The organism is Cupriavidus phytorum, assembly GCF_003254285.1.
GTDB classification, from domain to species: domain Bacteria; phylum Pseudomonadota; class Gammaproteobacteria; order Burkholderiales; family Burkholderiaceae; genus Cupriavidus; species Cupriavidus phytorum.
On record NZ_QKZN01000001.1, the window covers coordinates 406,180 to 428,176 of the forward strand.

General features: G+C 68.2%; 15 protein-coding genes. 14 read left to right on the forward strand and 1 reads right to left on the reverse strand.

What is annotated here, in order from left to right:
• Positions 1 to 141: 141 nt before the first annotated feature.
• The 9 genes from C7416_RS01780 to C7416_RS01820 all read left to right on the forward strand — a co-directional run bounded on the left by C7416_RS01780 (position 142) and on the right by C7416_RS01820 (position 15,367).
• Entirely contained in the window at positions 142 to 861 is a 720-nt protein-coding gene (locus C7416_RS01780) for a response regulator transcription factor (RefSeq protein ID WP_111516839.1), read from the forward strand.
• Entirely contained in the window at positions 861 to 2,267 is a 1,407-nt protein-coding gene (locus tag C7416_RS01785; RefSeq protein ID WP_404851319.1) for an ATP-binding protein, read from the forward strand. The genes C7416_RS01780 and C7416_RS01785 overlap by 1 nt, the downstream gene beginning before the upstream one ends.
• Positions 2,268 to 2,527: 260 nt before the next feature.
• Positions 2,528 to 3,076 (forward strand): fimbrial protein, encoded by a 549-nt coding sequence (locus tag C7416_RS01790; protein WP_111516841.1) that lies wholly within the window; start codon positions 2,528 to 2,530, stop codon positions 3,074 to 3,076.
• A gap of 136 nt (positions 3,077 to 3,212) precedes the next feature.
• Positions 3,213 to 3,971, forward strand: coding sequence for a fimbria/pilus periplasmic chaperone (locus tag C7416_RS01795; RefSeq protein WP_111516842.1), 759 nt, complete (start codon positions 3,213 to 3,215; stop codon positions 3,969 to 3,971).
• Between the two features lie 145 nt (positions 3,972 to 4,116).
• On the forward strand, positions 4,117 to 6,702 hold the full coding sequence (locus C7416_RS01800) for a fimbria/pilus outer membrane usher protein (protein WP_111516843.1): 2,586 nt from the start codon (positions 4,117 to 4,119) through the stop codon (positions 6,700 to 6,702).
• A 269-nt stretch (positions 6,703 to 6,971) separates the two neighbouring features.
• Positions 6,972 to 10,265: an ATP-binding protein gene (locus C7416_RS01805; RefSeq protein WP_240988214.1), complete on the forward strand. Its 3,294-nt coding sequence runs from the start codon at positions 6,972 to 6,974 to the stop codon at positions 10,263 to 10,265.
• 133 nt (positions 10,266 to 10,398) lie between these two features.
• Positions 10,399 to 11,040 carry a response regulator gene (locus tag C7416_RS01810; RefSeq protein WP_111516845.1) on the forward strand — a complete coding sequence of 214 codons (642 nt, stop codon included), beginning with the start codon at positions 10,399 to 10,401 and terminating at the stop codon, positions 11,038 to 11,040.
• A 294-nt stretch (positions 11,041 to 11,334) separates the two neighbouring features.
• On the forward strand, positions 11,335 to 11,991 hold the full coding sequence (locus C7416_RS01815) for a response regulator transcription factor (RefSeq protein WP_111516846.1): 657 nt from the start codon (positions 11,335 to 11,337) through the stop codon (positions 11,989 to 11,991).
• 52 nt (positions 11,992 to 12,043) lie between these two features.
• Positions 12,044 to 15,367 (forward strand): hybrid sensor histidine kinase/response regulator, encoded by a 3,324-nt coding sequence (locus C7416_RS01820; protein WP_111516847.1) that lies wholly within the window; start codon positions 12,044 to 12,046, stop codon positions 15,365 to 15,367.
• Between the two features lie 25 nt (positions 15,368 to 15,392).
• Here C7416_RS01820 and C7416_RS01825 read toward each other — a convergent pair whose 3' ends face one another.
• Positions 15,393 to 16,304: a LysR family transcriptional regulator gene (locus C7416_RS01825; protein ID WP_111516848.1), complete on the reverse strand. Its 912-nt coding sequence runs from the start codon at positions 16,302 to 16,304 to the stop codon at positions 15,393 to 15,395.
• A gap of 107 nt (positions 16,305 to 16,411) precedes the next feature.
• On the opposite strand from C7416_RS01825, the gene C7416_RS01830 reads away from it, so the two are divergent.
• The 5 genes from C7416_RS01830 (at position 16,412) to C7416_RS01850 (ending at position 21,966) form a co-directional block, all read left to right on the forward strand.
• Positions 16,412 to 17,578, forward strand: coding sequence for a pyridoxal-phosphate dependent enzyme (locus C7416_RS01830; protein ID WP_111516849.1), 1,167 nt, complete (start codon positions 16,412 to 16,414; stop codon positions 17,576 to 17,578).
• Between the two features lie 25 nt (positions 17,579 to 17,603).
• Complete coding sequence (locus C7416_RS01835) at positions 17,604 to 18,572, forward strand: tripartite tricarboxylate transporter substrate binding protein (protein WP_111516850.1); 969 nt, start codon at positions 17,604 to 17,606, stop codon at positions 18,570 to 18,572.
• Positions 18,573 to 18,800: 228 nt separating this feature from the next.
• Complete coding sequence (locus C7416_RS01840) at positions 18,801 to 19,445, forward strand: DUF1326 domain-containing protein (protein WP_111516851.1); 645 nt, start codon at positions 18,801 to 18,803, stop codon at positions 19,443 to 19,445.
• Positions 19,446 to 19,455: 10 nt separating this feature from the next.
• A complete protein-coding gene (locus tag C7416_RS01845; RefSeq protein WP_111516852.1) occupies positions 19,456 to 20,247 on the forward strand; it encodes a DUF2182 domain-containing protein in 792 nt (263 codons plus the stop codon).
• 123 nt (positions 20,248 to 20,370) lie between these two features.
• Positions 20,371 to 21,966: an MFS transporter gene (locus tag C7416_RS01850; RefSeq protein ID WP_111516853.1), complete on the forward strand. Its 1,596-nt coding sequence runs from the start codon at positions 20,371 to 20,373 to the stop codon at positions 21,964 to 21,966.
• Positions 21,967 to 21,997 lie beyond the last annotated feature (31 nt).

A 21,997-nucleotide genomic window follows, 5' to 3' on the forward strand; every position in this document is an offset into this window, starting at 1 on the left:
ATAACAATCATTCTCATATTAGAATCGGGGATGTAAATTGCTAACCAGTCACTTTGGAAAGCTTTTGTTTTCTTGACGTTTCTTGACGGAACCGGAGGCCGGCGGACTTACTCCTCGCCCGCCAGGGCCCCGGCAAGCTGCATGCTGATGTGCTCTCACACGCCGCCCGCGCGCGTGCTGCTGATCGACGACGACCTGGAACTGGCGCAGATGCTGCGCGAATACCTGGAGCCCGACCACTGCACCGTCACGCTGGCGCACACCCGCGAGCAGGGCGAGGCCCTGCTGGCCCGCAACGACTACGATGTCGCGCTGCTCGACCTGATGCTGCCCGACGGCAACGGCCTGGAACTGCTGCGGCTGCACCGCGCGCGCTCGCAGCGCCCGGTGATCATGTTTACCGCGCATGGCGACGAGACCGACCGCGTGCTCGGGTTGGAACTCGGTGCCGACGACTACCTGAGCAAGCCCTTCAGCCCGCGCGAATTGCGCGCGCGCATGCACGCGGTGCTGCGCCGGTTCCAATGCGCCACGCCGGCCAGCGGCACCAGCCCGTGGCTTGAGGCCGGCGCGCTGCGCCTTAACCTGGCCTCCGGCGAAGCCATCCACGGACCGGCGCGGGCCACGCTGACCGGCGCGGAACAGCGCGTGCTGGAAATCCTGATGCGTTCGTCGGGCCGCGTGGTTACGCGGGAGGAAATCGGGCGCTTCGCGCTGGGGCGCGCTCCCGAGCGCTACGACCGCAGCCTCGACACCCACGTCAGCGCGCTGCGCCGCAAGCTGGCGCTCGACGGCACCTCGTCGCCGCTGCGAATCCGCAACCTGCGCGGACAGGGCTACTTGCTGGTGCAGGCGCCGTGATCGGCTGGCGCCTCGTGCGCGCGCTGTTTCCGCTGCCGCTGTTCTGGCGCAACTTCCTGGCGTTCTGGCTGGGCATGGCCGCGATCGTCGGCATCGGCATGGCGCTGACGGCGGCGGTGGCCTGGTACCGCTTCGAGGCGCTCGACGGCCTGAGCCCCGCCGCGCTCACCGAAGACGCGGTCGAGGTAGCGCGGACCCAGGGGCGTCCCGGACTGCGGCGCTGGCTGCGGGCGATGGATTCGCATGCGTCGGCGCTGGACGTCTATATCGTCGACCACGCGCTGCAGGACATGCTCGGCCGGCAGTTGCCGGCGCGGCTGCGCAACCATCTGGCCGACCGCATCGTGCCGATGTGGGGCGCGGGCATGATCGGCCATGCGGTCGCGCATGTGCCACGGCCCGGCGCGCGCGTGTCGTGGTGGGACCCGCAACCGATCGCGCTGCCGGACGGCAGCGAGGTGCTGATGCTGTTCCTGCCGTTCGATTCGTCGCGCTGGGAGGTGCTGCACCTGTCGCCGGTGGCGCTGGCGCTCGGCCTGTTCGCGCTGGCGGTGTCGGCGCCGCTGTGCTGGGCCCTGACGCGGCACGTGACTGGCCCGGTGCGGCGCCTGCGCGAAGCGACGCAAGCGCTCGCCGACGGCGAGCTGGCCACGCGCACGCCACCGGTGCTGGCCCGCCGCGCCGACGAGCTTGGGCAACTGGCGCGCGATTTCGACGCCATGGCCGATCAGCTGCAGCGCCTGGTGGACTGGCGCGAACAGCTGCTGCGCAATATTGCGCATGAGCTGCGCTCGCCGCTGGGGCGGCTGCGCCTGTCGCTGGAGCTGGCGCGCCGCCGCGATGCCACGCTCGCACTGCAGTTCGATCGCATCGAGCGCGAGACCGAGCGGCTCGATGCCCTGGTCGAGCGCACGCTGCAGCTGGCGCGGCTGCATGCGATGGCGCCGGTGCGCAGCGCCATCGACGTCGCCGGACTGGTCGACGTGATCGTCGCCGATGCCCGCTTCGAGGCCGCGGGCCGCGGCGTGACGATCCACTGGCACGCGCCGGACAAACTGATCCTGGACGCGGATGCCGCGGCGCTGGGCAGCGCCATCGAGAACATCCTGCGCAACGCCATCCGCTACACCGATCCGGCCGCGCCGGTGAGCGTGACGCTGCAGGCCGAGGCGCACGAGATCCGCCTCGATATCGTCGACGATGGCCCCGGCGTACCGGCCGAAGCGCTGGCAAGCCTGTTCGAACCGTTCTATCGCGTGCGCAGCGACCCGGACCATCCGGCCGGCGCCGGGCTTGGGCTCAGCATCGCGCATGCGGGTATCGCCGCGCATGGCGGCACGGTATCCGCCCGCAATGCGCAGCCGCGCGGGCTGGCGGTATCGGTGCGCCTGCCGCGCCCGGCCTGACGGGCGCAAGGGCGGCCCTGCAACGGGGCTTCCGGTGGTGTCAACGCACCATGGCTTGACCCTGGCATGTCAAAGGGAAAATTCCGAACAAGATCTAAGGCTTGCCTGATTGGTGGCATTAAGCCCCATCCCTATATTCCACTTGTCCCCGGGGCGGCCGGCAACTGCACAAGCTGATCGACAGTTGCACGCGGCACGGGGCAGGGCGGGATCCGCCGGATCCGCAAGCCATTGACCTACCAACCTCTGAATCACCCATCATGACCAATAACAAGCTTCTCGCCGCTCTGATCGTTGCCGGTACCGCCATGGGCGCGCAGTCTGCCCATGCTGCAGATGGCACCATCACTTTCAATGGCAACATCACCGCCCAGACCTGCAAGATCAACGGCAACGGCACCAACTCCAACAACTTTCAAGTGCAGTTGCCGACGGTCTCGACCTCGATCCTGAAGAGCCTCGGCGACGTTGCCGGCCAGACGCCGTTCAACATCTCGTTGACCGAATGCACGCCGGACACCGGCAATGTGCATACGTTCTTCGAGGCTGGCCCGACCACCGACGCCACCACCGGCAACCTGATCGTGGAGGCTGGCGGCGCACAGAACGTGCAGATCCGGCTGCTGAACGGCGGCACCGCCAACACGCCGATCAAGGCCGGCTACACCGATCAGGCGCAAAACTCGAATGCCGTCGCGCTGACCAACGGCGCGGCCACGCTGTCGTACTACGCGCAGTACTACGCCACCGGCCAGGCAACGGCCGGTGCCGCCAACTCCAGCGTGATGTACTCGATCGCCTACGAGTAAGCCCAGCGCCGCAGGTGCGGAGCGTGATACCGGCGCGCTCCGCGCCTTGCACTACCTGACGTCGCGCCGGTAAACCAATTGGGCGGCCGATCCGGCTGCCGGTTCACCCGAGCTGGCGATCGCTGCCAGCAAGAACATGACGATCAAGTCCCTGATTTCCACCGGCGTTGTTGCGCTGGGACTCCTCAGTGCAGTGCAAGCGCAGGCCTCCGTGGTCATTGCCGGTACGCGCGTCATCTATCGCGCGCAGGAGAGCGAAACCACCATCAAGCTGACCAACGAAGGCAAGACGCCTGCATTGACGCAGGCGTGGATCGACAAGGGCGATGCCAAGGCCACGCCCGCAACCATCGAAGTGCCGTTCACCGTGACGCCGCCGGTGTCGCGCATCGACCCGGGCAAGGGCCAGACGCTGCGCATCCTCTACACCGGCGAGCCGCTGGTGCAGGACCGCGAATCCGTGTTCTGGCTCAACGTGCTCGAGATTCCGCCCAAGCCGGGCGCGGACCAGGCCGATACCAACAAGCTGCAACTGGCGTTTCGCTCGCGCATCAAGCTGTTCTTCCGTCCTGCCGGCCTGAAGGGCACGGCCGAGGAAGCACCGGCCTTGATCCGCTGGCGTGTGGTCCAGGCCGGCGGCAAGCCTGCGCTGGAGGCCAGCAACCCGAGCGTGTATCACGTTTCCTTCTCCAGGATCGAACTGGTCGGCAGTGGCAGGACTGCACGCTTTGAAGACGGCGGCATGATCGGGCCGGGCGAAACCAAGAGCTTTCCGCTGACCGGCGAGGTGCCGCAGGGCTCCGACGCCAGGGTCCGCTTCAACACCATCAATGACTACGGCGGCTCCGCACGCGGCGAAGCCGCTCTCGACAGCGGCTCCGCCCCGGCCCTTTAGCGCTGAACTTCGCGCTGAATCTTGCGCTGACCTAGCGCCGGGCGCCGCCCGGCGATCTTCCAGGCTGAATGCCTTCGATTGACGATGCCGCGCAGGCGGCAGGGGCAAGTCTTGCCCGCGCAGTGCCAGTTACCCGGCATAAACCATGAAAACCCAGAAGACCTCGTCGTTCCCGTCGCGGCTGCGTCCGGCCAGCGCGGTGGTGTTGTCCTTGTTTGCCAGCGTGAATGCGTGGGGCGCGCCCGCCGGTGCCGGCGCGTCGACCATGCTCGCCGAAGTCGAGTTCAACGACACCTTCCTGCAGCAGCCGGGCGGCGTCCGCATCGACGTGAGCCGCTTCAACAAGGGCAACGTGGCCTTGCCGGGCACCTATCGCGCGGAGCTCTACGTGAACGATGTCTGGCTGGGCCGGACCGAGGCGACGCTGCGCCAGGTCGGCGACGATACGCGCAATGTGCAGCCCTGCTTCGACCGTGCCGGGGTCGAGCGCATCGGCATCGACCTGTCGAAACTGTCGCCCGAGGCCTCGGCAAAACTGGTGGCAGGCTGCGTGGCGCTGCCGGAGCTGGCGCCCGATGCCACCGCCAGCTTCGACAACGGCGAGCAGCGGCTGGACGTGTCGGTGCCGCAGATTGCCATGTCGCGCACGGCACGCGGCTATGTCGATCCCAAGTACTGGGACGAGGGCGTCACCGCGGCGCGGCTGCAGTACAACGCCAACGTCTACCACTCGGATGCGGGCGGGTTCTCGACCACGCAGAGCTACGTCGGCCTGAACGCCGGCTTCAACTTCGGCGGCTGGCGCTTCCGTCATGTGGGCAACCTGACCCATGGCGATTTCGAGGGCAGCCGCTACCAGAGCGTGCAGACCAGCCTGCAGCGCTCGCTGGCGCCAATCCGCAGCCAGCTGGTGATCGGCGAGGCCTATACCGATGGGGCACTGTTCGACAGCTTTGGGTTCCGCGGCGTGCAGATTGCCAGCGACGACCGCATGTATCCGGAATCGCAACGCGGCTATGCACCGGTCGTGCGCGGCATTGCCAACAGCAACGCCCGGGTGCAGGTGCGCCAGAGCGGCAACATCATCTACGAAACCACGGTCGCGCCTGGCGCGTTCGAGATCACCGACCTGTATCCGACCGGATACGGGGGCGACCTGGAACTGGTGATCACCGAAGCCGACGGCAGCGTGCGCATCTCGCGCCTGCCCTTCGCCGCGGCCGTCAATGCGCTGCGCCCGGGCATCACGCGCTACAGCATTACCGTGGGGCAGTACCGCAATGTGTCGCTCAACAGCCGGCCGATGATGATGCAGGGTACGGTCCAGCACGGCATCAACAATATGGTGACTGGCTACGGCGGCTTTATCGTGGCGCAGGACTACACTGCGGTGATGGGCGGCGGCGCGCTGAACACGGACATGGGCGCCTTCGGTGCCGACATCACGCAAGCTTGGACCACGCTGCAGGACGCCGGCAACCGCAGCGGCCAGAGTCTGCGGCTGTCATACAGCAAGCTGGTGGCGCCGACCAACACCAACCTGACGCTGGCCGCGTACCGCTACTCCAGCAGCGGCTACCTCAGCATGGCGGATGCCATGGCGCTGCGCGACCTGGAACAGCGCGGCATGGCCGCAGGCATGTTCATGGGCGGGATCCAGCGCGGGCGGCTGCAGGTGACCATCAACCAGATGCTGCCGCAGGGCTACGGCTCGCTTTACCTGACCGGATCCACGCAGAACTACTGGAACCGCAGCGGCAGCGACACCCAGTTCCAGGCCGGCTACAACAACAGCTACAAGCGCATCAACTACGGGATCTCGGCATCGCGCCAGTTCAACGTCAACGCCGGCAAATGGGATAACCGGGTGATGCTCACGGTGGGCATCCCGCTGGGCAGGGGCCAGCATGCGCCGTATTCGATGACCAGCCTGTCGCATGACTCCAGCGGTGGCACCGCGCTGCAGGAATCGGTGACCGGAACGCTCGGCGACGACAACGCCTTCACCTACGGCATCAATGCCGGCTACACCGGCGGCGGCAACAGCACCGACACCGCCACCGTCGGCGCCAACGTCGGCTATGTGTCGCCCTTTGCCACCGTCACCGCCAGCGCCAGCAAGGGCCGCAACTACTCGCAGGCCGGCTTTGGCATCAGCGGCGGCATCGTCGCGTATGCCGGCGGCGTGGCGTTCACGCCGATGCCAGGCGATACCATGGCCATCGTCGAAGCCGCGGACGCCGCCGGCGCGCGCGTGACCAATGGCAGCGGCCTGCGTGTGGACCCGTGGGGCCACGCCATCGTGCCGAGCCTGACGCCGTTCTCGACCAACCAGATCGAGATCGATCCCAAGGGGCTGCCGATCAGCGTGGCGCTGAAGACCACGCAGCAGAACACGGCCCCCACCGCGGGCGCCATCGTCAAGATGAAGTTCGAGACCGACAACCCCGGGCGCGCCGCGATCCTGCGGGTCATGGGCCCGGACGGGGCGCCGCTGCCGTTCGGCGCGGAGGTCACCGATGCGCAGGGCCAGGCGGCCGGCACCGTCGGGCAGGGCGGGCGCATCATCGTGCGCGGGCTGAAGCAGGACAGCGGCGAACTGCTGGTGAAATGGGGCAGCGACGCGAAATCCTCGTGCGCGCTGCACTATGCGCTCCCGCCGGAAACGGCGCGCCCGGCCAACCCGTTAGCGGTGCTTGACGCGGCGTGCGTGGCATCGGCGGCGCGCTGACCTGGGACCATGACATCGGCCATGGCGCGCCGGCCGTCGCGACACGGCAGCGTGCCAGGAAGCGCCGGGATGTTGGTGCATAATCCGTAGGCAATTCCCCAGCCAGCGGGCACGGGTGATGCCCGGTCCCCGAGCAGCGTCAGGCAGGTTGCTGAGAAGGAGCTTCGCCAATGCCCAATTGGCTGTCTCGCGCAAACAAGCAGTTTCCCGGTCGCCTTCTCGCCGTCGTTGCCGCCCTGCTGATCGTGGTCATCAGCGGGTGCCTCGCCTTGTTTCTGCATAGCCGGTTCCAGCGCGTCGTATGGGAGCAGGCGTGGGCCGCGCGCCAGCACTTTGGCGCCGTGCTGGCGGCCAAGGCCACCCACGAGTACTTTATCCGGCGCATGGCCGAGATCACCGGCCCCGAGTACCGGCTGGTGCGCAGCGACCGTCCCGCGACCCAGCTGGAAGCCACGCTGATGGCCGTTCCCGCGGGCAGTGCCCGCGCCGTCGACTTGCCCGGACTGATCAATCCCGCGACCCTGATGCGGGGCGCGCCGCTGCCGGGCGCGGACCGGTCCGCGGCGGTGTCGCACATCATCCGCTTTGCCATCTTCGAGCGCGCGTACTGGGGCACGGCGCCGCAGGGCGTGCGCTCGGTGTTTCTGATGGCGGATGGCAGCGAGGCGCTGGTGACCCCCGCGCTGCCGGCGGCGCTGCCGCTGAGCGGGCCGCTGGTTGCCGATGCCGTCAGCAACTGGGCCAAGGCGCTGGCGCGCCGGTCCCGCGAGGCGCGGGCCTCGACGCCGGCAGGCACGCCGCTGTGGGGCGGCCCCTATCCGGGCCTCGTCGGCCAGGAAGCGATGTTGAGCTGCTTCCTCCCGGTTCGCAGCGCCACGGGAACGCTGCTCGGCTATACCGCGACCGCCATTCCGATCCGCGCCCTGATGGGCGATGTCAGCCTGCCGGGGGCCACGCCAGCGGCGCAGCGGGTATCCGGCAAGCGCGCGGTGTTGTTCGACGAGGGTGGCAAGCTGCTGTTCCAGGGCGGCGATGCCGGCTGGTTGCTCCCGCACACCCTGAGCCAGCGGATATCGCGCGAGCTGGCCGCCAGCAAGCAGGGCGTGGCCTACTGGTTCGAGCAAGGCAGCCTGATGATCGGCAGCATGGCGCCCGGCCAGGGCTGGCGCGCGGCCTATGCCTATCCGCTGTCGCAGGGCCTGGCGGATCACGGGATGGCGCTGGCGGCGGCGCTGCTGCTCTATGGGCTTGGCATCGCCGCGGTGCTGCAAGGCGCGCGCATGGTCCGGCGCCGGGTGCTGGTGCCGATGCAGCGCAACGCCGAACGCATCGAGGACAGCGAGCGCTTCAACCGCACCGTGATGCAGGCCGCGCCGGTGGGATTGCGGGTGGTGCGCACCGCCGATGCGCATGTGCGCGCCGAGAACGCGCTGGCGGCGCAATGGCTACCGCTCGATGCGCGCACGCAAGGCCGGCCATGGCTGGATGCCATGCTGGCGCGGCGCGGCGAAAACCCAGTGCGGCTCGAGGTGCGGGTACCGGCGGGCGCCGGCGGCGCGCGCGACGTGCTGGTGGTCGGCCGCCGTACCCGCTTCGAAGGCGAGGACGTGCTGCTGTGCGCGATCCACGACGTCACGGAAGAACGCGAGGCGAACCGCGAGCTGGCCCGCGCGCGCCAGCTTGCCGACGAGGCCAGCGCCGCCAAGCTGCGCTTCCTGGCCACCATGAGCCATGAGATCCGCACGCCGTTGTACGGCATGCTGGGCACGCTGGAACTGCTGTCGTTGACCAGCCTCGCGCACAGCCAGCGCGAGATGCTGTCGACCATCCAGTCTTCGTCGCAGGTGCTGCTGCAGATCCTGGACGACCTGCTTGATTACTCGCGCGCGGAAGCGGGCCAGATGCAGCTGGACAGCGTGCCGTTCGATCCGGTCGACCTGCTCGAATCGACGGTGCGGGCGCACGCGCCGATCGCGCTGCAAAAGGGGATTGCGCTGTCGTGCTATCCGGAGCCGGGCCTGCCGTGCCTGGCCGGCGACCCCGTGCGCGTGCGCCAGATCATCGGCAACCTGATCGGCAATGCGCTGAAGTTCACCGCCACGGGCCATGTCATCGTTCGCCTGGGACGAGCGCCGCAGGGTGAGGTGGCCGCTGTGCCGGAGACCGCCGCTGCCGCTGGCAGGATCACGATCCGGCTCGAGGTCGCGGATACCGGGCCGGGCATCGCGCCCGAAGTACAGGACAAACTGTTCGAACCATTCGTGCAGGCCGACCCGTCCACCGCCAGGCGCTATGGCGGCACGGGCCTGGGCTTGTCGATCTGCCGGCGGCTGGCCGCGCTGATGGATGGCAGCGTTTCCGTGCACAGCGAGCCCGGCAAGGGCAGCGTGTTCCGGGTCTTGCTGCGGCTGCCGCAAGCGGGGCCGCGCAAGGCGCTGGAACCGGTGCTGCCGCCGGTGGCCGTGCTGACCGAGGACGACGAGATCCGCAACCATGCCATCGAGACCCTGCGCGCGACGGGGTGCGAGGCGATCGCCTGCGACGGGCCGGCGCCGCAACCCGGCATGGTGCTGTTCGTCGCCACCCGCCGTATCGCAGCGATTCCGCAGGGCTATGCCGGGGTGGTGTTCGGACGTGCCGATGGCCCGGCCGAACCGCAGCTGATCGGCGGCACCTGGCTGGTCAGCGCCTATCACCAGGCCGGTATCCTGCGCGCGCTGTGCCTGGCCGCCGGCATGACGCCGGCGAGCGCGCCGGCGGTGGCGGCTGCCGCCGATCCCGTGCCGCAGCTGGGCCTGGAGATCCTGGTGGTCGACGACCATCCCTACAACCGGCTGCTGATGCAGCAGCAGCTCGACCGCCTGGGCTGCCGCGCCACGCTGGCGAGCGGTGGCGAGGAAGCGCTGGCGCTGTGGCAGCAGCGCAAGTTCGACCTGGTGCTCACCGACGTCCACATGCCCGGCATGGACGGCAACGAGCTTTGCCGCAGGCTGCGCGCGCAAGGCGTGACCGTGCCGATCGTCGGGCTGACCGCCAGCATTGCGCAGGGCGAGGCGGAGCGCTGCCTGGAAGCCGGCATGGATCGTTACCTGTCCAAGCCCGTCCTGCTCGGTCCCCTGGCCGAATGCCTGCGGGCGGTGCTGCCGGAGCATGCGGCCGGGCCGAGGCGACTTGCCGACGACGAAGCCGGACTGCCGCGGATCCCCGACAGCGCCGCCAGCCTGGCGCTGCTGGCGCATACCATGCGCGAGGATTTCGCGGCGCTGTCCGCCGCCGCGCGCAGCGGGGAATGGAAGGCGATCCGCCATCATGCCCATCGCATGCGCGGCGCCATGGCACTGGCCGAAGACGGCGAGGAAATCGTCGCGTTGTGCCGGGAACTGGAACTGGATGTGGCGCAGGCGCAGGAGGCCGTGCAGGCCCATGTCGACAACCTGGCTTTGTATCTTGCAGCGTACTTCGAGGGGTCCGACGATCCGGCAAGCGAACCGCAAGGCGGCCAGAACGGCAGCAACCGCGGCAGCCGGAACGGCCATCCTGGCGATTGGCGGAGTACTATTTAAGGGATACCTTAATTCGGGTTTTTCGGAAGACTCCTAATATTCAAGTCAGCGAAGATGACCGGTATTGAATACCGGCTCAGTTCCCGGGCGCACCGGTGCGGGGCCCACGGAACCGAAAAATCAGGGGGTAAGAATGATCAAAATAATCATCGCCGATGACCACCCCGTCGTGCTGGACGGAATGAGCCGGGTGCTGGCCCTTGAAGTGGGCATGCAGGTCGTCGGCAGCGCCACCAATTCGACACAACTGGTGGCGCTGCTCGAAAGCACCGACTGCGACGTCATCGTTACCGATTACTCCATGCCCGGCGGGCAGTTTGGCGATGGCCTGCCGATGCTGCAGATGCTGCGGCGCCGCTATCCCACCACGCGCATCGTGGTCATGACCATGCTGGATAATCCGGCGCTGATCCGCAATATCCAGAAGGTTGGCATTTCGGTGATCCTCAACAAGACCGATCCGGTCCAGGAACTGATTCCCGCGGTGCGCGCGGCGTTCAGCGGCCTGAGTTACCAGCCGGCATCGGTGCGCGCCATCCTCGCCTCGGGCGGGCTCGATGAACTGTCGCGCCGCCCGATCCTGACGCGCCGGGAACTCGAAGTGATCCGCCAATGCGCCGCCGGCGTGCCGGTCATCGAGATCGCGCGCCAGGCCAATCGCAGCAGCAAGACCATCAGCGCGCAAAAAAGCATTGCCATGAAAAAGCTGGGCCTGGCAAACGATTATGAGCTTTACGAATATGCCCGCACCAACGGCCTGCTTGGCGGCGCGTGATAATCGCGCTCGCGCAGTATTCCCTTAGTAGTCGCTTAGTAGCCGCATAGCCGCCGCGGCTGCGCGAGCACCCGCGTTTCAGCTTCCCTTCCTTCTTCTTCTCTTTCTCTTTCTCACTGCCGATTTCGGCGCGGGCGCTGACCCGCGACGTTATTGCCGGCCTGCGCCGGACCGCGTCTCCCCTCGGCAGCTGCTGATCAGAAAATACCGCAGACATTTCAGGCTTGGCTGATTTCGAAAGCCAGGCGCATGGCCCATCCTGAAACCGGGACAACGCTGGAGCATAAAGCGGCCATGGAAAAGATCCGGGTGATCGTCGCGGACTCGCAATCTGGGATGCGGCGGCTGTTGGGCCGGCGGCTCGCGGCCAGCGCCTGCATCGAACTGGCAGGCCTGGTCGCCGACGAGCGCGGCCTGGTGCAGGCGCTGGGGCAAGGCGTTTGCGATGTGGTGGCGCTGCGGTTCCCGCTCGGCACCGGCAACGATGCGCGCGCCGGCAGCTATGCGCGCCTGGGTGCGCGGCTGGCCTCGCTGGGCCGGCAACGCGTGGTCGCCATCGCCAATATCGCGGACCGCGCCGGCGTGCTGCAGCTGATCAAGGATGGCTGCCGCAATGTCGTGACCGCCCGCGACCACGCCGACGAAGTCGTGAAGGCGGTGCGGATGGCACACCTGGATCTCGCCTCGGTGTCGGAAATCGCCTGTGACCTGATCTGGGGCCGGCGCTGCCGCGGCCTTGGCGACTTCGACGACTGGGCCGAACTGCTTACCACCCGCGAAAGCGAAGTGCTGCGGCTCTATCTGTCCGGCCTGTCCGTGACCGAAATCGCGGTGCGGACCGGCCGCACCGTCAAGACCATCAGCACGCAGAAGCAGAGCGTCATGCGCAAGGTCGGCGCCGACAACGACGTCGAGCTCGCCGCCTTCGCCATCCAGCGCGGCATGTTGTGAGTAGCCCCGCGCAACGCGGGCCGGGCGGTTCGACGTGAATACGAGGTAATCCATGAAAAGGCTGATGCCGGCCGACAGCAGCGCCGCATTGCCGCTGAGCATTCGCCAGATCCGCTATCTGGTCTATCTGTTCTCGGCCTGCGTGGTGGGCCTGACCGTATTGTCGTGGGGCGTGCTGCTCCATTACCGCCTGCGCGAGGCGATCGACCGGCAGGGCATGGTGCTGCGCGCGCAGTCCGAAGAACTCCAGTCGACGCTGCACCGTGCCGAGGCGCTGACGGTGCGCGCGCAAGGATCGCTGTCGCGGCTCTCCGATATCGGCCTGGCCGACGATGTCGCGGCGGTCCGCGACACGCAATGGACCGACCGCCTGCAGCGCCGCGGCGACCGCCCCTACATCGCGTTGCTGGTGCCGCCCGCGAACGCGAGCGCGCCGCGCAAGGGGCTGAAGGACCTGGCCGACGTGATGACGTTCACCTTCCGCGTCAACAACCTGCAATACCGCGAGGTGCAGAACGCCTATCTGATCGACCTGCAGGCCGACCAGCTGTACGTCATCCCGCACCGGCTCAATCCGGCGCGCATGCTGCTGCAGCGCGACGACGCGCGCCAGATCTTCTTGCGCGACACCCTGCAGCGGCTGCGCAACGATGCGCTGCTGGCACGCCTGCGTGCCCGGCCGGGCGAGGCAGCGATGCTGCCGCCGGCGCAGGACTGGGTCAGCGGCATCCGCACAGTCACCTTTGCCACGCTGGTGCAGGACGGCGGCGAGCCCGCCGCGGTGCTGGCGATGGAGTTCCCGCTGTCACCGATGCTGCCCGACGGCCAGGCCGTGGATGGCGACTTCATGCTGCTGACCGATGGCGGCATGGTGCTGGGCGCCGACGGCATGCCGGCCGGCCCGCTCGCGGCGCCGGTGGCCGCGGCGCTCGCCGCCGGCCGCGCGCGCCCGGGCGCGGTGCGATCGTCGCTGGTGCGGCAGGGGTTGCTGCAGCATGAGGTGGTGCTGGAGTATCCGCTCGACGCCTGGGGCTGGCGCACCGTGGCCGTGGTGGAGTTCGGCCGCGTGTGGCGGCAGTTCCGGGACAACACGTTGTGGATGCTGGGGCTGACCGGATCGCTGTCGCTGCTGATCTTCGCGTGGATCTGGCTGATCGACCGGCGCATCATGCGTCCGGCGCAGCGCCAGTCCCAGCGCCTGCAAGAGAGCGATGCGCTGGGGCGCTTCGTAATCGAAGTGGCGGGGGTGGGCCTGATGATCGTCGCGCGCAGCACGCGCCAGGTGCTGCTGTCCAATGCCGCGGCTCAGGCGCTGATCGACCAGGCCACGCCCGCCGGGCTGGCGCAGCTGCAGGACGCCTGCGAAGCGCGCCTGGCCAGCAGCGGTGCCAGCGCCGAAGGGCCGCCGCAGGTGCTGCCTTGCTTCGATGTCGACATGGTTTGCAGCAACGGCGAGACGCGCTACCTGGAAGTGCGCCTGGTGCAGATCACCTACGAAGTCCGCGCGGCACTGCTGTGCGCGCTCAATGACGTCACCGAGGCGCGGCGCGGCGAGGCGCGCCTGCGCGAGGCAATCCGCGCGGCCGATGCCGCCAACCGCGCCAAGTCCGCGTTCCTGGCCACCATGAGCCATGAAATCCGCACGCCCCTCAACGGCATGCTGGGCAGCATCGAACTGCTGAGCATGACCCGGCTCGAGCCGCGCCAGCGCGACCAGCTGGCCGTGATGCAGCATGCCTCGCAATCGCTGATCGACATCATCAATGACGTGCTCGACTTCAGCAAGATCGAGGCCGGGCAGATGTCGCTGCAGCCGCGACCGTGCCGGCTCGACGAGGTGGTCGAGGAAGTGACCCGGGGCTTTGCCGCCGAAGCCGCGCGCAAGCACCTGCGGCTGCTGTGCATCAACGATCCGTCGCTGTCCGAGCCGGTGATGGCCGACGTGGTCAAGCTGGAGCAGATCCTGAACAACCTGGTCAGCAACGCGGTCAAGTTCACCGAGCAGGGCAAGGTGATCGTCACGGCCAGGCGCATGCGGTCTGCGCAGGGCGGCGGCGCCGACGGCGTAGAGATCCGCGTGGTCGATACCGGCATCGGCATTGCGGCGCACGACCAGCGCCGCCTGTTCGAGCCGTTCGTGCAGGCCGAGCAGCCCGATACGCGCCACTATGGCGGCACCGGGCTGGGTTTGTCGATCTGCAGGCGGCTGGTCGAACTGATGCGCGGCGAGATCCGCGTGGTCAGCGAGCCGGGCCTGGGCAGCTGCTTTATCGTCAGCCTGCCGCTGGCCAGCGCCGGCCTTCCGGCGCCCGCGGAGCCCTGCCCGCACGCCGGGCTGCGCGGCTTGAGCGTCGGCCTGCATGTCACCTTGCAGGAGCTGTATCAGGGCGTCGAGCAGCTGCTGCGGTACTACGGCGCACGCGCGGTCAGGTACGATCCCGGCGCGCCGCCGGTGACGCCGGTCGACGTGCTGGTTTGCGACGAAGAGGCGCTGTCGGCCTGCCCCGATGCCGATGTGGTGATTTCCGCGCTGGCGCCGATCGCGCCGGACCTGACCCAGACCCCCGTGGTGGCCTCGCCTTATGCTTGGCAGGGCCTGGTCGCTGCCATCGCGGCCGCGGCGGGCGCGGAGGTGGAGGCAGTGCCCGCGGCGGCGCCGGCGCCGGCGCCGGTTCGCGCCGAGGCGCCCGCCGCCCAGCTGGCCTTGCTGCTGGTGGAAGACCATCCGATCAACCAGGTGGTCATGCGCGAGCAGCTGGAGAGCCTGGGGCAATCGGTCGACCTGGCCCACGACGGTCCCGAGGCGCTGTCGCTGGCGTCGGGCCGGCACTACGACCTGATCCTGACCGACCTGCAGATGCCGGGCATGGACGGCTTCACGCTGGCGCGGCGCCTGCGCGAGGCGGGGCACGCCATGCCCATCGTCGCCATCACGGCGAGCGTGGGGCCCGATGTGGCCGAGCGCTGCCGGCACGCCGGCATCGATCGCTGCCTGACCAAGCCGGTCGGCCTGGCCACGCTGCGCGAGCTGCTCGAGGACTTCTCCCGCGCCCGCGTCGCCGCACGCACGTCGCCCGACCGGCATGCCGGCGGCGGCGCGGTGCTGCATGCCGATGCGCTGCGCAGCGACCAGCGCGCGCTGGTCGAGGCACTGCGCGCGGGCGATGCCGACACCTTCGCCCAGCGCCTGCATGGGTTGGCCGGCGCACTGTCGGTGATGGGCCATCCGGTGCAGAGCCAGGCCTGCCGCTGGCTGGAACAGACCGTGCGGCGCGCCGGGCTGGGCGCCGTCGGCGCCGACTGGCAAGCCATCCACGCCGAACTGGAGCAGCTGGCGGAGCGGCTGGAGGCGCAGTGCGGCAGCCACGCCGCCTGACAATGACGCCGCGGCCGTGCATTCATCACTGCAGATCGGCCAGGCGCTGGCGGCACAGGCTGACAAACTGCTGTGCCGCGGTCGATTGTCCCAGGCCCGGATGGAAGGCCAGGATGGCGCGGAATCGGATCGGCGCGGTCAGGGGTACGCTGCGCAGCCCGAGCGCCACATAGGCGCGGGCGACGAGGGGATTGGTGATCGCCAGGCCGGCACCGGCCAGCGCCAGCGAGCATTGCGTATGGCTGTACGGGGTCATGGCCACGAAGCGCGGCGCGATGCCGAGTTCGGCAAAGCAGGCCTGCAGCCGGCGTTGGGCCGGATCGGCGGCGTCCAGGCCGATCAGCGGCACATCGACCAGGTCTTCGATTCCCACTTTCGCGCGCGCGGCGAACGGATGCGTTGCCGGCGCGACGCAGACCGCCTGCACCGCGTAGAACTCGGAAGCGGTCAGGCCGCTGGTGTCCGCCTCGTCGCCCATGAAGGCGATATCGAGTTCGCGCTGCAGCAAGCGCTCGCGCAGGCCGCGCGAGCTGTCGACCTCCAGCTGGCAACGCACGCGCGGATAGTTGTGGACGAAGTCCGCCACCGCCGCCGGCATCACGCTGGACGCCATGGCGTGCAACACGCCCACGCGCAGCACCGTGTCCTCATGCGCGCGCAATTGATCGATCCGGCGTTGCACGGCGTCGAGGCCGACATAGACCCGTTCGACTTCGTCCATCAGCGATGCGGCCTCGGGCGTCGGCACCATGCGCCCCTTGCTGCGGTCGAACAGCCTCAGCCGCGCTGCCTTTTCAAGCTGCAGCACGATCTGCGTCACGGCGGGCTGGCTGATATGCAGGGCTTCGGCGGCGCGCCGCGCCGATCCCAGGCGCATGACCATGCGGAACACCTCGACCTGCCTGGCGCTGATGCCTGAATCGGCGGCTGTCTTCATCTCTACCCTATAAGTTTTACTTAAGCCGATCATCGGCGCGCCTGCGCAACGGTGTTGTCGCCCGGCATAGACTCGAGCCACTTTCACTCCGGCCATTCGCCTTTACCATGCGCGCCAGCGGCAATCCGATTCAACCGCTTATTAATCCGTCCATGCAGGGGCTGCGATGCATCACCTGCCACGCCCGCTATCTGCTCGACGACATGCCGGAAGGCTGCCCGGCCTGCGCGGCCGCCGGACATCCAAGCAGCCTTGAAGCGGTCTACGACACCCGGGCACTGGATTTTGCATCGAAAAGCGGAAGTTATACATGGGGCCACTGGCAGCCCTACCTGGACGGCGTGTCCCTGGGCGAGGGCGCCACGCCATGCCTTCCGGTGCCGGTGCTGGCGTCGCTGGCCGACGTGGCATCGGTATGGGTCAAGAACGAGGGCGCGAACCCGACCGGCTCGCACAAGGACCGAATGTCGGCGCAGGCCGTCAGCCGGGCCCTCGATATCGGCGCGCGCGAGGTGGTGCTGGCATCCAGCGGCAACGCCGCGGTTTCGGCGGCGGCCTATTGCGCCGCGGCGGGGCTGGACTGCGAAGTCGCGACCTACCAGGCGCTGCCCGCCGTATTCGACGCGGCGTTACGCCATTACGGCGCACGGCGCGTCGTTTGCGATAGCGGCCATGCGCGCTGGGCGCATGTGCGCCGGCGCGTCCGCGACGGCGGTGCCTTCGCGCTGACCAACTACAACGTGCCGGCGGTGGGCAGCCCGGTATTCGGGGTGGAAGGCTACCGGGCCGTTGCGCTGGAATGGGTGGCGCAAGGGTGCCGCCCCGACCATGTCATCGTGCCGACCGCGCGCGGCGACCTGCTGTGGGGCATCTACAGCGCGCTGCGAGACCTGGTTGCGCTGGGGCACCTGCCGAAGCTGCCGCGCCTTTGGGCGGTCGAGCCGTTTCCGCGGCTGTCGCGAGTGCTCGCAGGAGCGTCGCAGCAGTCCGACTTCGCCGGCACGACGATTCAGTTCTCCACCGCGGGCTCCACCGTGACCGCCCAACAGGTCCTTGCCGTCAGGCGCTCGGGCGGCGGTGCGGTGGTGGTCGACGACGCGGCGGCACGCGATGGCACCCGCCATCTCGCGGCCGCGGGATTCTGGGTCGAACTTTGCGCCGGCGCCGGCCTTGCCGCGGCGCAGTCATTACGCGCCGACGGGCGCATCGACCGGACCGAAGCCGTGATGCTGATGCTGACCGCGCGCGGCGACCGCGATCCGGGCCAGGCATGATTTCAAACACCTTGGGGAGACACTCATGAAGCTGCGTTACCTGCTGACCGCCATCACCTGCTGCCTCGCGGCCCATATGCCGGCGGCGCTGGCTGCCTATCCGGAAAAATCGATCCGGCTGATCGTGCCCTGGGCCGCCGGCGGCAGTACCGATGCGCTGGCGCGTGCGGTCGCGCAGCGCATGAGCGAATCGATGGGCCAGCCCGTGGTGGTCGACAACCGCGCCGGCGCCTCCGGCCGCATCGGTGCCGACACACTGGCCAAGTCGGCGCCGGACGGCTACACGCTGGGCGTGATCGAGCTGGCGCACACCGTTGCGCCATCCGTGTTCCGCCAGATGCCCTACGATGTGTTGCGCGACTTCACACCGGTCTCGCTGCTGGGCGAGGCGCCGCTGGTGCTGTTCGCGGACAGCACGCAGTACCGCGCCGGAGAGATCCAGCGCTTCCTCGCGGACTCGCGCAAGGCGGGAACGCCGCTGCAGCTTGCCACCAGCGGCAACGGCTCGATCAGCCACCTGGCCGCCAAGATGCTGGAAAGCCAGGCGGGGCTCCCGGTCGATCCGGTGCCGTACCGCGGTTCCGCCCCGGCGCTGACCGATGTCTCGGCGCAACTGGTCAAGGGGCATTTCGCCACGCTGGCAAGCGGCAGCAGCCTGCTTGGCGGCAACAAGATCTCGGCGCTGATGGTGACGGGGCCGGTGCGCGTGGCCGCGCTGCCCGGCGTGCCGACCGCAGCCGAAGCCAGACTGCCCGGCATGCAGGTCAGCCAGTGGTGGGCCCTGGTCGCACCGGCGCGGACACCGACGGCGGTGGTGAATAAGCTCGCGGACGAAGTCCGCGCGGCGCTGGCGAGTCCTCAGACCAAGGCGCGGCTGGACAGCCAGGGCATCGACCTGAAGGCGTCGACGCCCGCCCAACTCGGTGACCGGCTGCGCGCGGAGGTGGACCGTTGGGGAAATCTGGTGAAGCAAGCGGGTATTCAGCCCGAATAGTGCAAGAGTCTGGGTGACGGGCAATCGCATGCGGATCCGGTGGTAGTCGTATGCGGTAAGGACATCGCTTGGGACGGGCACATCACAAGGGCCGTAGTCACCCAACGCACATGCTGGCGCGGATCCCGTCTTGACTTCCCCTTGCTGCACACTAGATTCAAGCCAGACTGCCCATCGTGCGGGGACGATAAGCAGGCGCTCAAGACGTCAAGCGCAAGGAGGACTGCCATGACCCCCTGGGAAATCCAAGGCACCGAGCTGATCAACTGCAATTGCTCGTACGGATGCCCGTGCCAATTCAACGCGCTGCCAACCAAGGGCTTCTGCGAAGCAATGGGCGCGATTTCGATCAGCGACGGTTACTACGGCGACGTGCGACTCGACGGCCTCAACATCGCGGTGGTGTTCCAGTGGCCCGGCCCGATCCACGAAGGGAGAGGAAAGTGCCAGCCCATCGTCGACGAACGGGCCACCCCGGACCAGCGCGAAGCCGTCCTGAAGATCATGACCGGGCAGGACACCGAGCCGTTCGCGACCATGTTCGCGGTATTCGCGTCGACGCTCGAGCAAGCCTTCGATCCGATCTTCACGAAGATCGACTTCGACGTCGATGTCGACGCCCGCCGCGGCCGGATCCATGTCGAAGGCGTGTTCGACACCGTCGGCGAACCGATCCGCAATCCGGTGACGGGCGCCGAACATCGGGCCCGGATCGATCTGCCGCACGGCTTCGAGTACGAGCTTGCCGAGATCGGCTCTGGCACCAGCCGCTCGCAAGGCAATATCGCCCTGGATCTCAACGGCACCTACGCGCAATTCGCACGATTGCACATGAACAACAAGGGACTGATCCGGCATCGCACTGCCGCATGAGCGGTCTCGCATGAGCAGTCTCGAGTACGTCCTCGGACGCGAGCGCGCCATCACGTTGTTCGGCATCGCCGCCATTGTCGCGCTGTCGTGGGGTTATCTGTGGACGGGGGCGGGGACCGGCATGTCCGCGCTCGACATGACGGCAGTCACGCTTTTTCCGCATCGGCTGCCTGGAGGCATGGGTGACATGGATACGCCGTTGTCCACCGTCATCCTGATGTGGTGGGTGATGATGATCGCCATGATGACGCCCAGCGCCGCGCCGGTCGTCTTGCTGTATCGGCGGGTATTGCGGCATCACGACCCCTCCGGGGGCGGGTCAGTTGCCACGTCGATGCTTCTGCTGGCCGGCTACCTCAGCGCATGGCTGGCATTCGCCATCGGCGCGGCATGGCTGCAGCTGGCGCTGCAGCCGACCGGCCTCATTTCCGCAATGATGCTGTGGTCGAAGAGCGCTCTCCTTTCCGCGAGTGTGCTGCTTGCGGCGGGCGTCTACCAGTTCTTGCCGCTCAAGCGAGCCTGCCTGGCACAATGCCGCGCGCCGGCAGCGTTCCTGGTCGCGCATTGGCGTCCCGGCGCCGCCGGCAGCTTCGTGCTCGGCCTGCGCCACGGTGCCTACTGCGTGGGCTGCTGCTGGGTGCTGATGGCGTTGCTGTTCGTCGGCGGCATCATGAACATCGTCTGGATCGCCGCGCTGTCCGTGGTGGTCTTCGTTGAAAAGGTCCTGCCCGGCGGCGAGCGCGCCGGCCGCGTGCTGGGTGTCTTGTTGATCGTCTGGGCGGCTGCCACCTTGTTGGTGTAGCGGGGCTTCCGCCAACTCATGGCGGGGCGCGCCGGCATGGCAAACATGCCCCGAGAGGGCAAGGCAAGACGGCGGAAGTTGCCCTATAATTCTTGACAATGCAACGATTGATCGAGCAATAAAATGACCCCCGAACCACATAGTGCCCAGCCGACCGGCCAGGTCCTGCCGTTTCGCGAATCGCTGCTGGCCATGCTGGGCGTGGCCTTCGTGGTGATGCTGGTGGCGCTGGACCAGACCGTGGTCGGCACGGCGCTGCCCACGGTGGTGGCGGAACTGCAGGGGTTCGAGTACTACGCATGGGTCGCCACGGCCTATCTGCTGACCTCGGTGATTACCGTGCCGGTGTTCGGCCGCCTGGGGGACTACTACGGGCGCAAGCCCTTCGTGCTGGCCTCGATCGTGGTGTTCTCGGTGGCCTCGGCGCTGTGCGGCATGGCGCCGAACATGCCGTTCCTGGTGGCGGCGCGCGCGCTGCAGGGCATCGGCGGCGGCATGCTGGTCGGTACCGCCTTTGCCTGCATCGCCGACCTGTTTCCGGATTCGCACGTGCGGCTGCGCTGGCAGGTGATGCTGAGCGCGGCGTTCGGCATTGCCAACGCGATCGGCCCGTCGCTGGGCGGGCTGCTGACGGAGTGGTATGGCTGGCGCGCGGTGTTCTACGTCAACCTGCCGGTGGGCGTGCTGGGGCTGTGGTTCGCCTGGCGCTACCTGCCTCACCTGCGCCAGCAGGCGCATCGCGGGCCGATCCGCGTCGACTGGCTGGGGGCGCTGCTGATCGCGGCCGGGCTCGGCAGCTTGCAGATGAGCGTGGAATTGCTGCCGGCGCGTGGCCTCGACGCCTATACCGCGGGCCTGCTCGTGCTGGCGGCGGTGGCACTGGTGGCGCTGTGGCAGTGGGAGCGGCGCTGTGCCAATCCGATCCTGCCGGTCGAGATGTTCCGCGATCCGGGGCTGGCGCCGCTGTTCAAGCTCTCGGTGTTCGCCGGTTTCACCATGTTTGCGCTGCTGCTGTATGCGCCGCTGCTGTTCCAGGGCGGCTTCGGCTACTCGCCGAAGGAGGCGGGGGTATTGATCACGCCGCTGGTGGTCTGCATCACCGTCGGTAGCATTCTGAACGGCCGCATCGTGACGCGCATCCGCCGGCCCAATACCATGCTCTATGCCGGCTTCGGCATGCTGGCGCTGTCGTGCCTGGGGCTGTCGCAGGCCACGCGCGGCATGCCGCATGGCGTGCTGATGGCCATCATGCTGGTCGGCGGCCTGGGTCTTGGCTTTATCATGCCGAACCTGACGGTGTTCGCGCAGCAGACCGCGGGCCGCGAGCACCTCGGCATCGCCACCGCCATGCTGCAGTCGCTGCGCATGGTGGGCGGCATGGTCGGCACCGCGATCGTGGGCACGCTGGTGACGCGCAGCTATACCGGCGGCGTCGAACAGGCGCTGTCCGGCGCCAATGCCATCCAGTGGGCACCGCGCATGGCGGATCCGCAGGTGCTGATCGACAAGGCGTCGCAGCTGGCGCTGCTCGGCCAGCTGGAGCAGGCCGGGCACAATGGCGCATTGCTGCTGGAGCAGGCGCGCGTGTCGCTGGTGGGTTCCATCCACCTCGGCCTGGTAGTGGCGGGTGCAGCGGCCGCGCTGGGCGTGTGGTGCGCGCGCCAGGTGCCGTCGATCAAGCTGACCCGCGGTCCGGCGCCGGCGATGGCGACGGACTGAAGCACGGCGGCAACTTATCCTGAGGAGAACG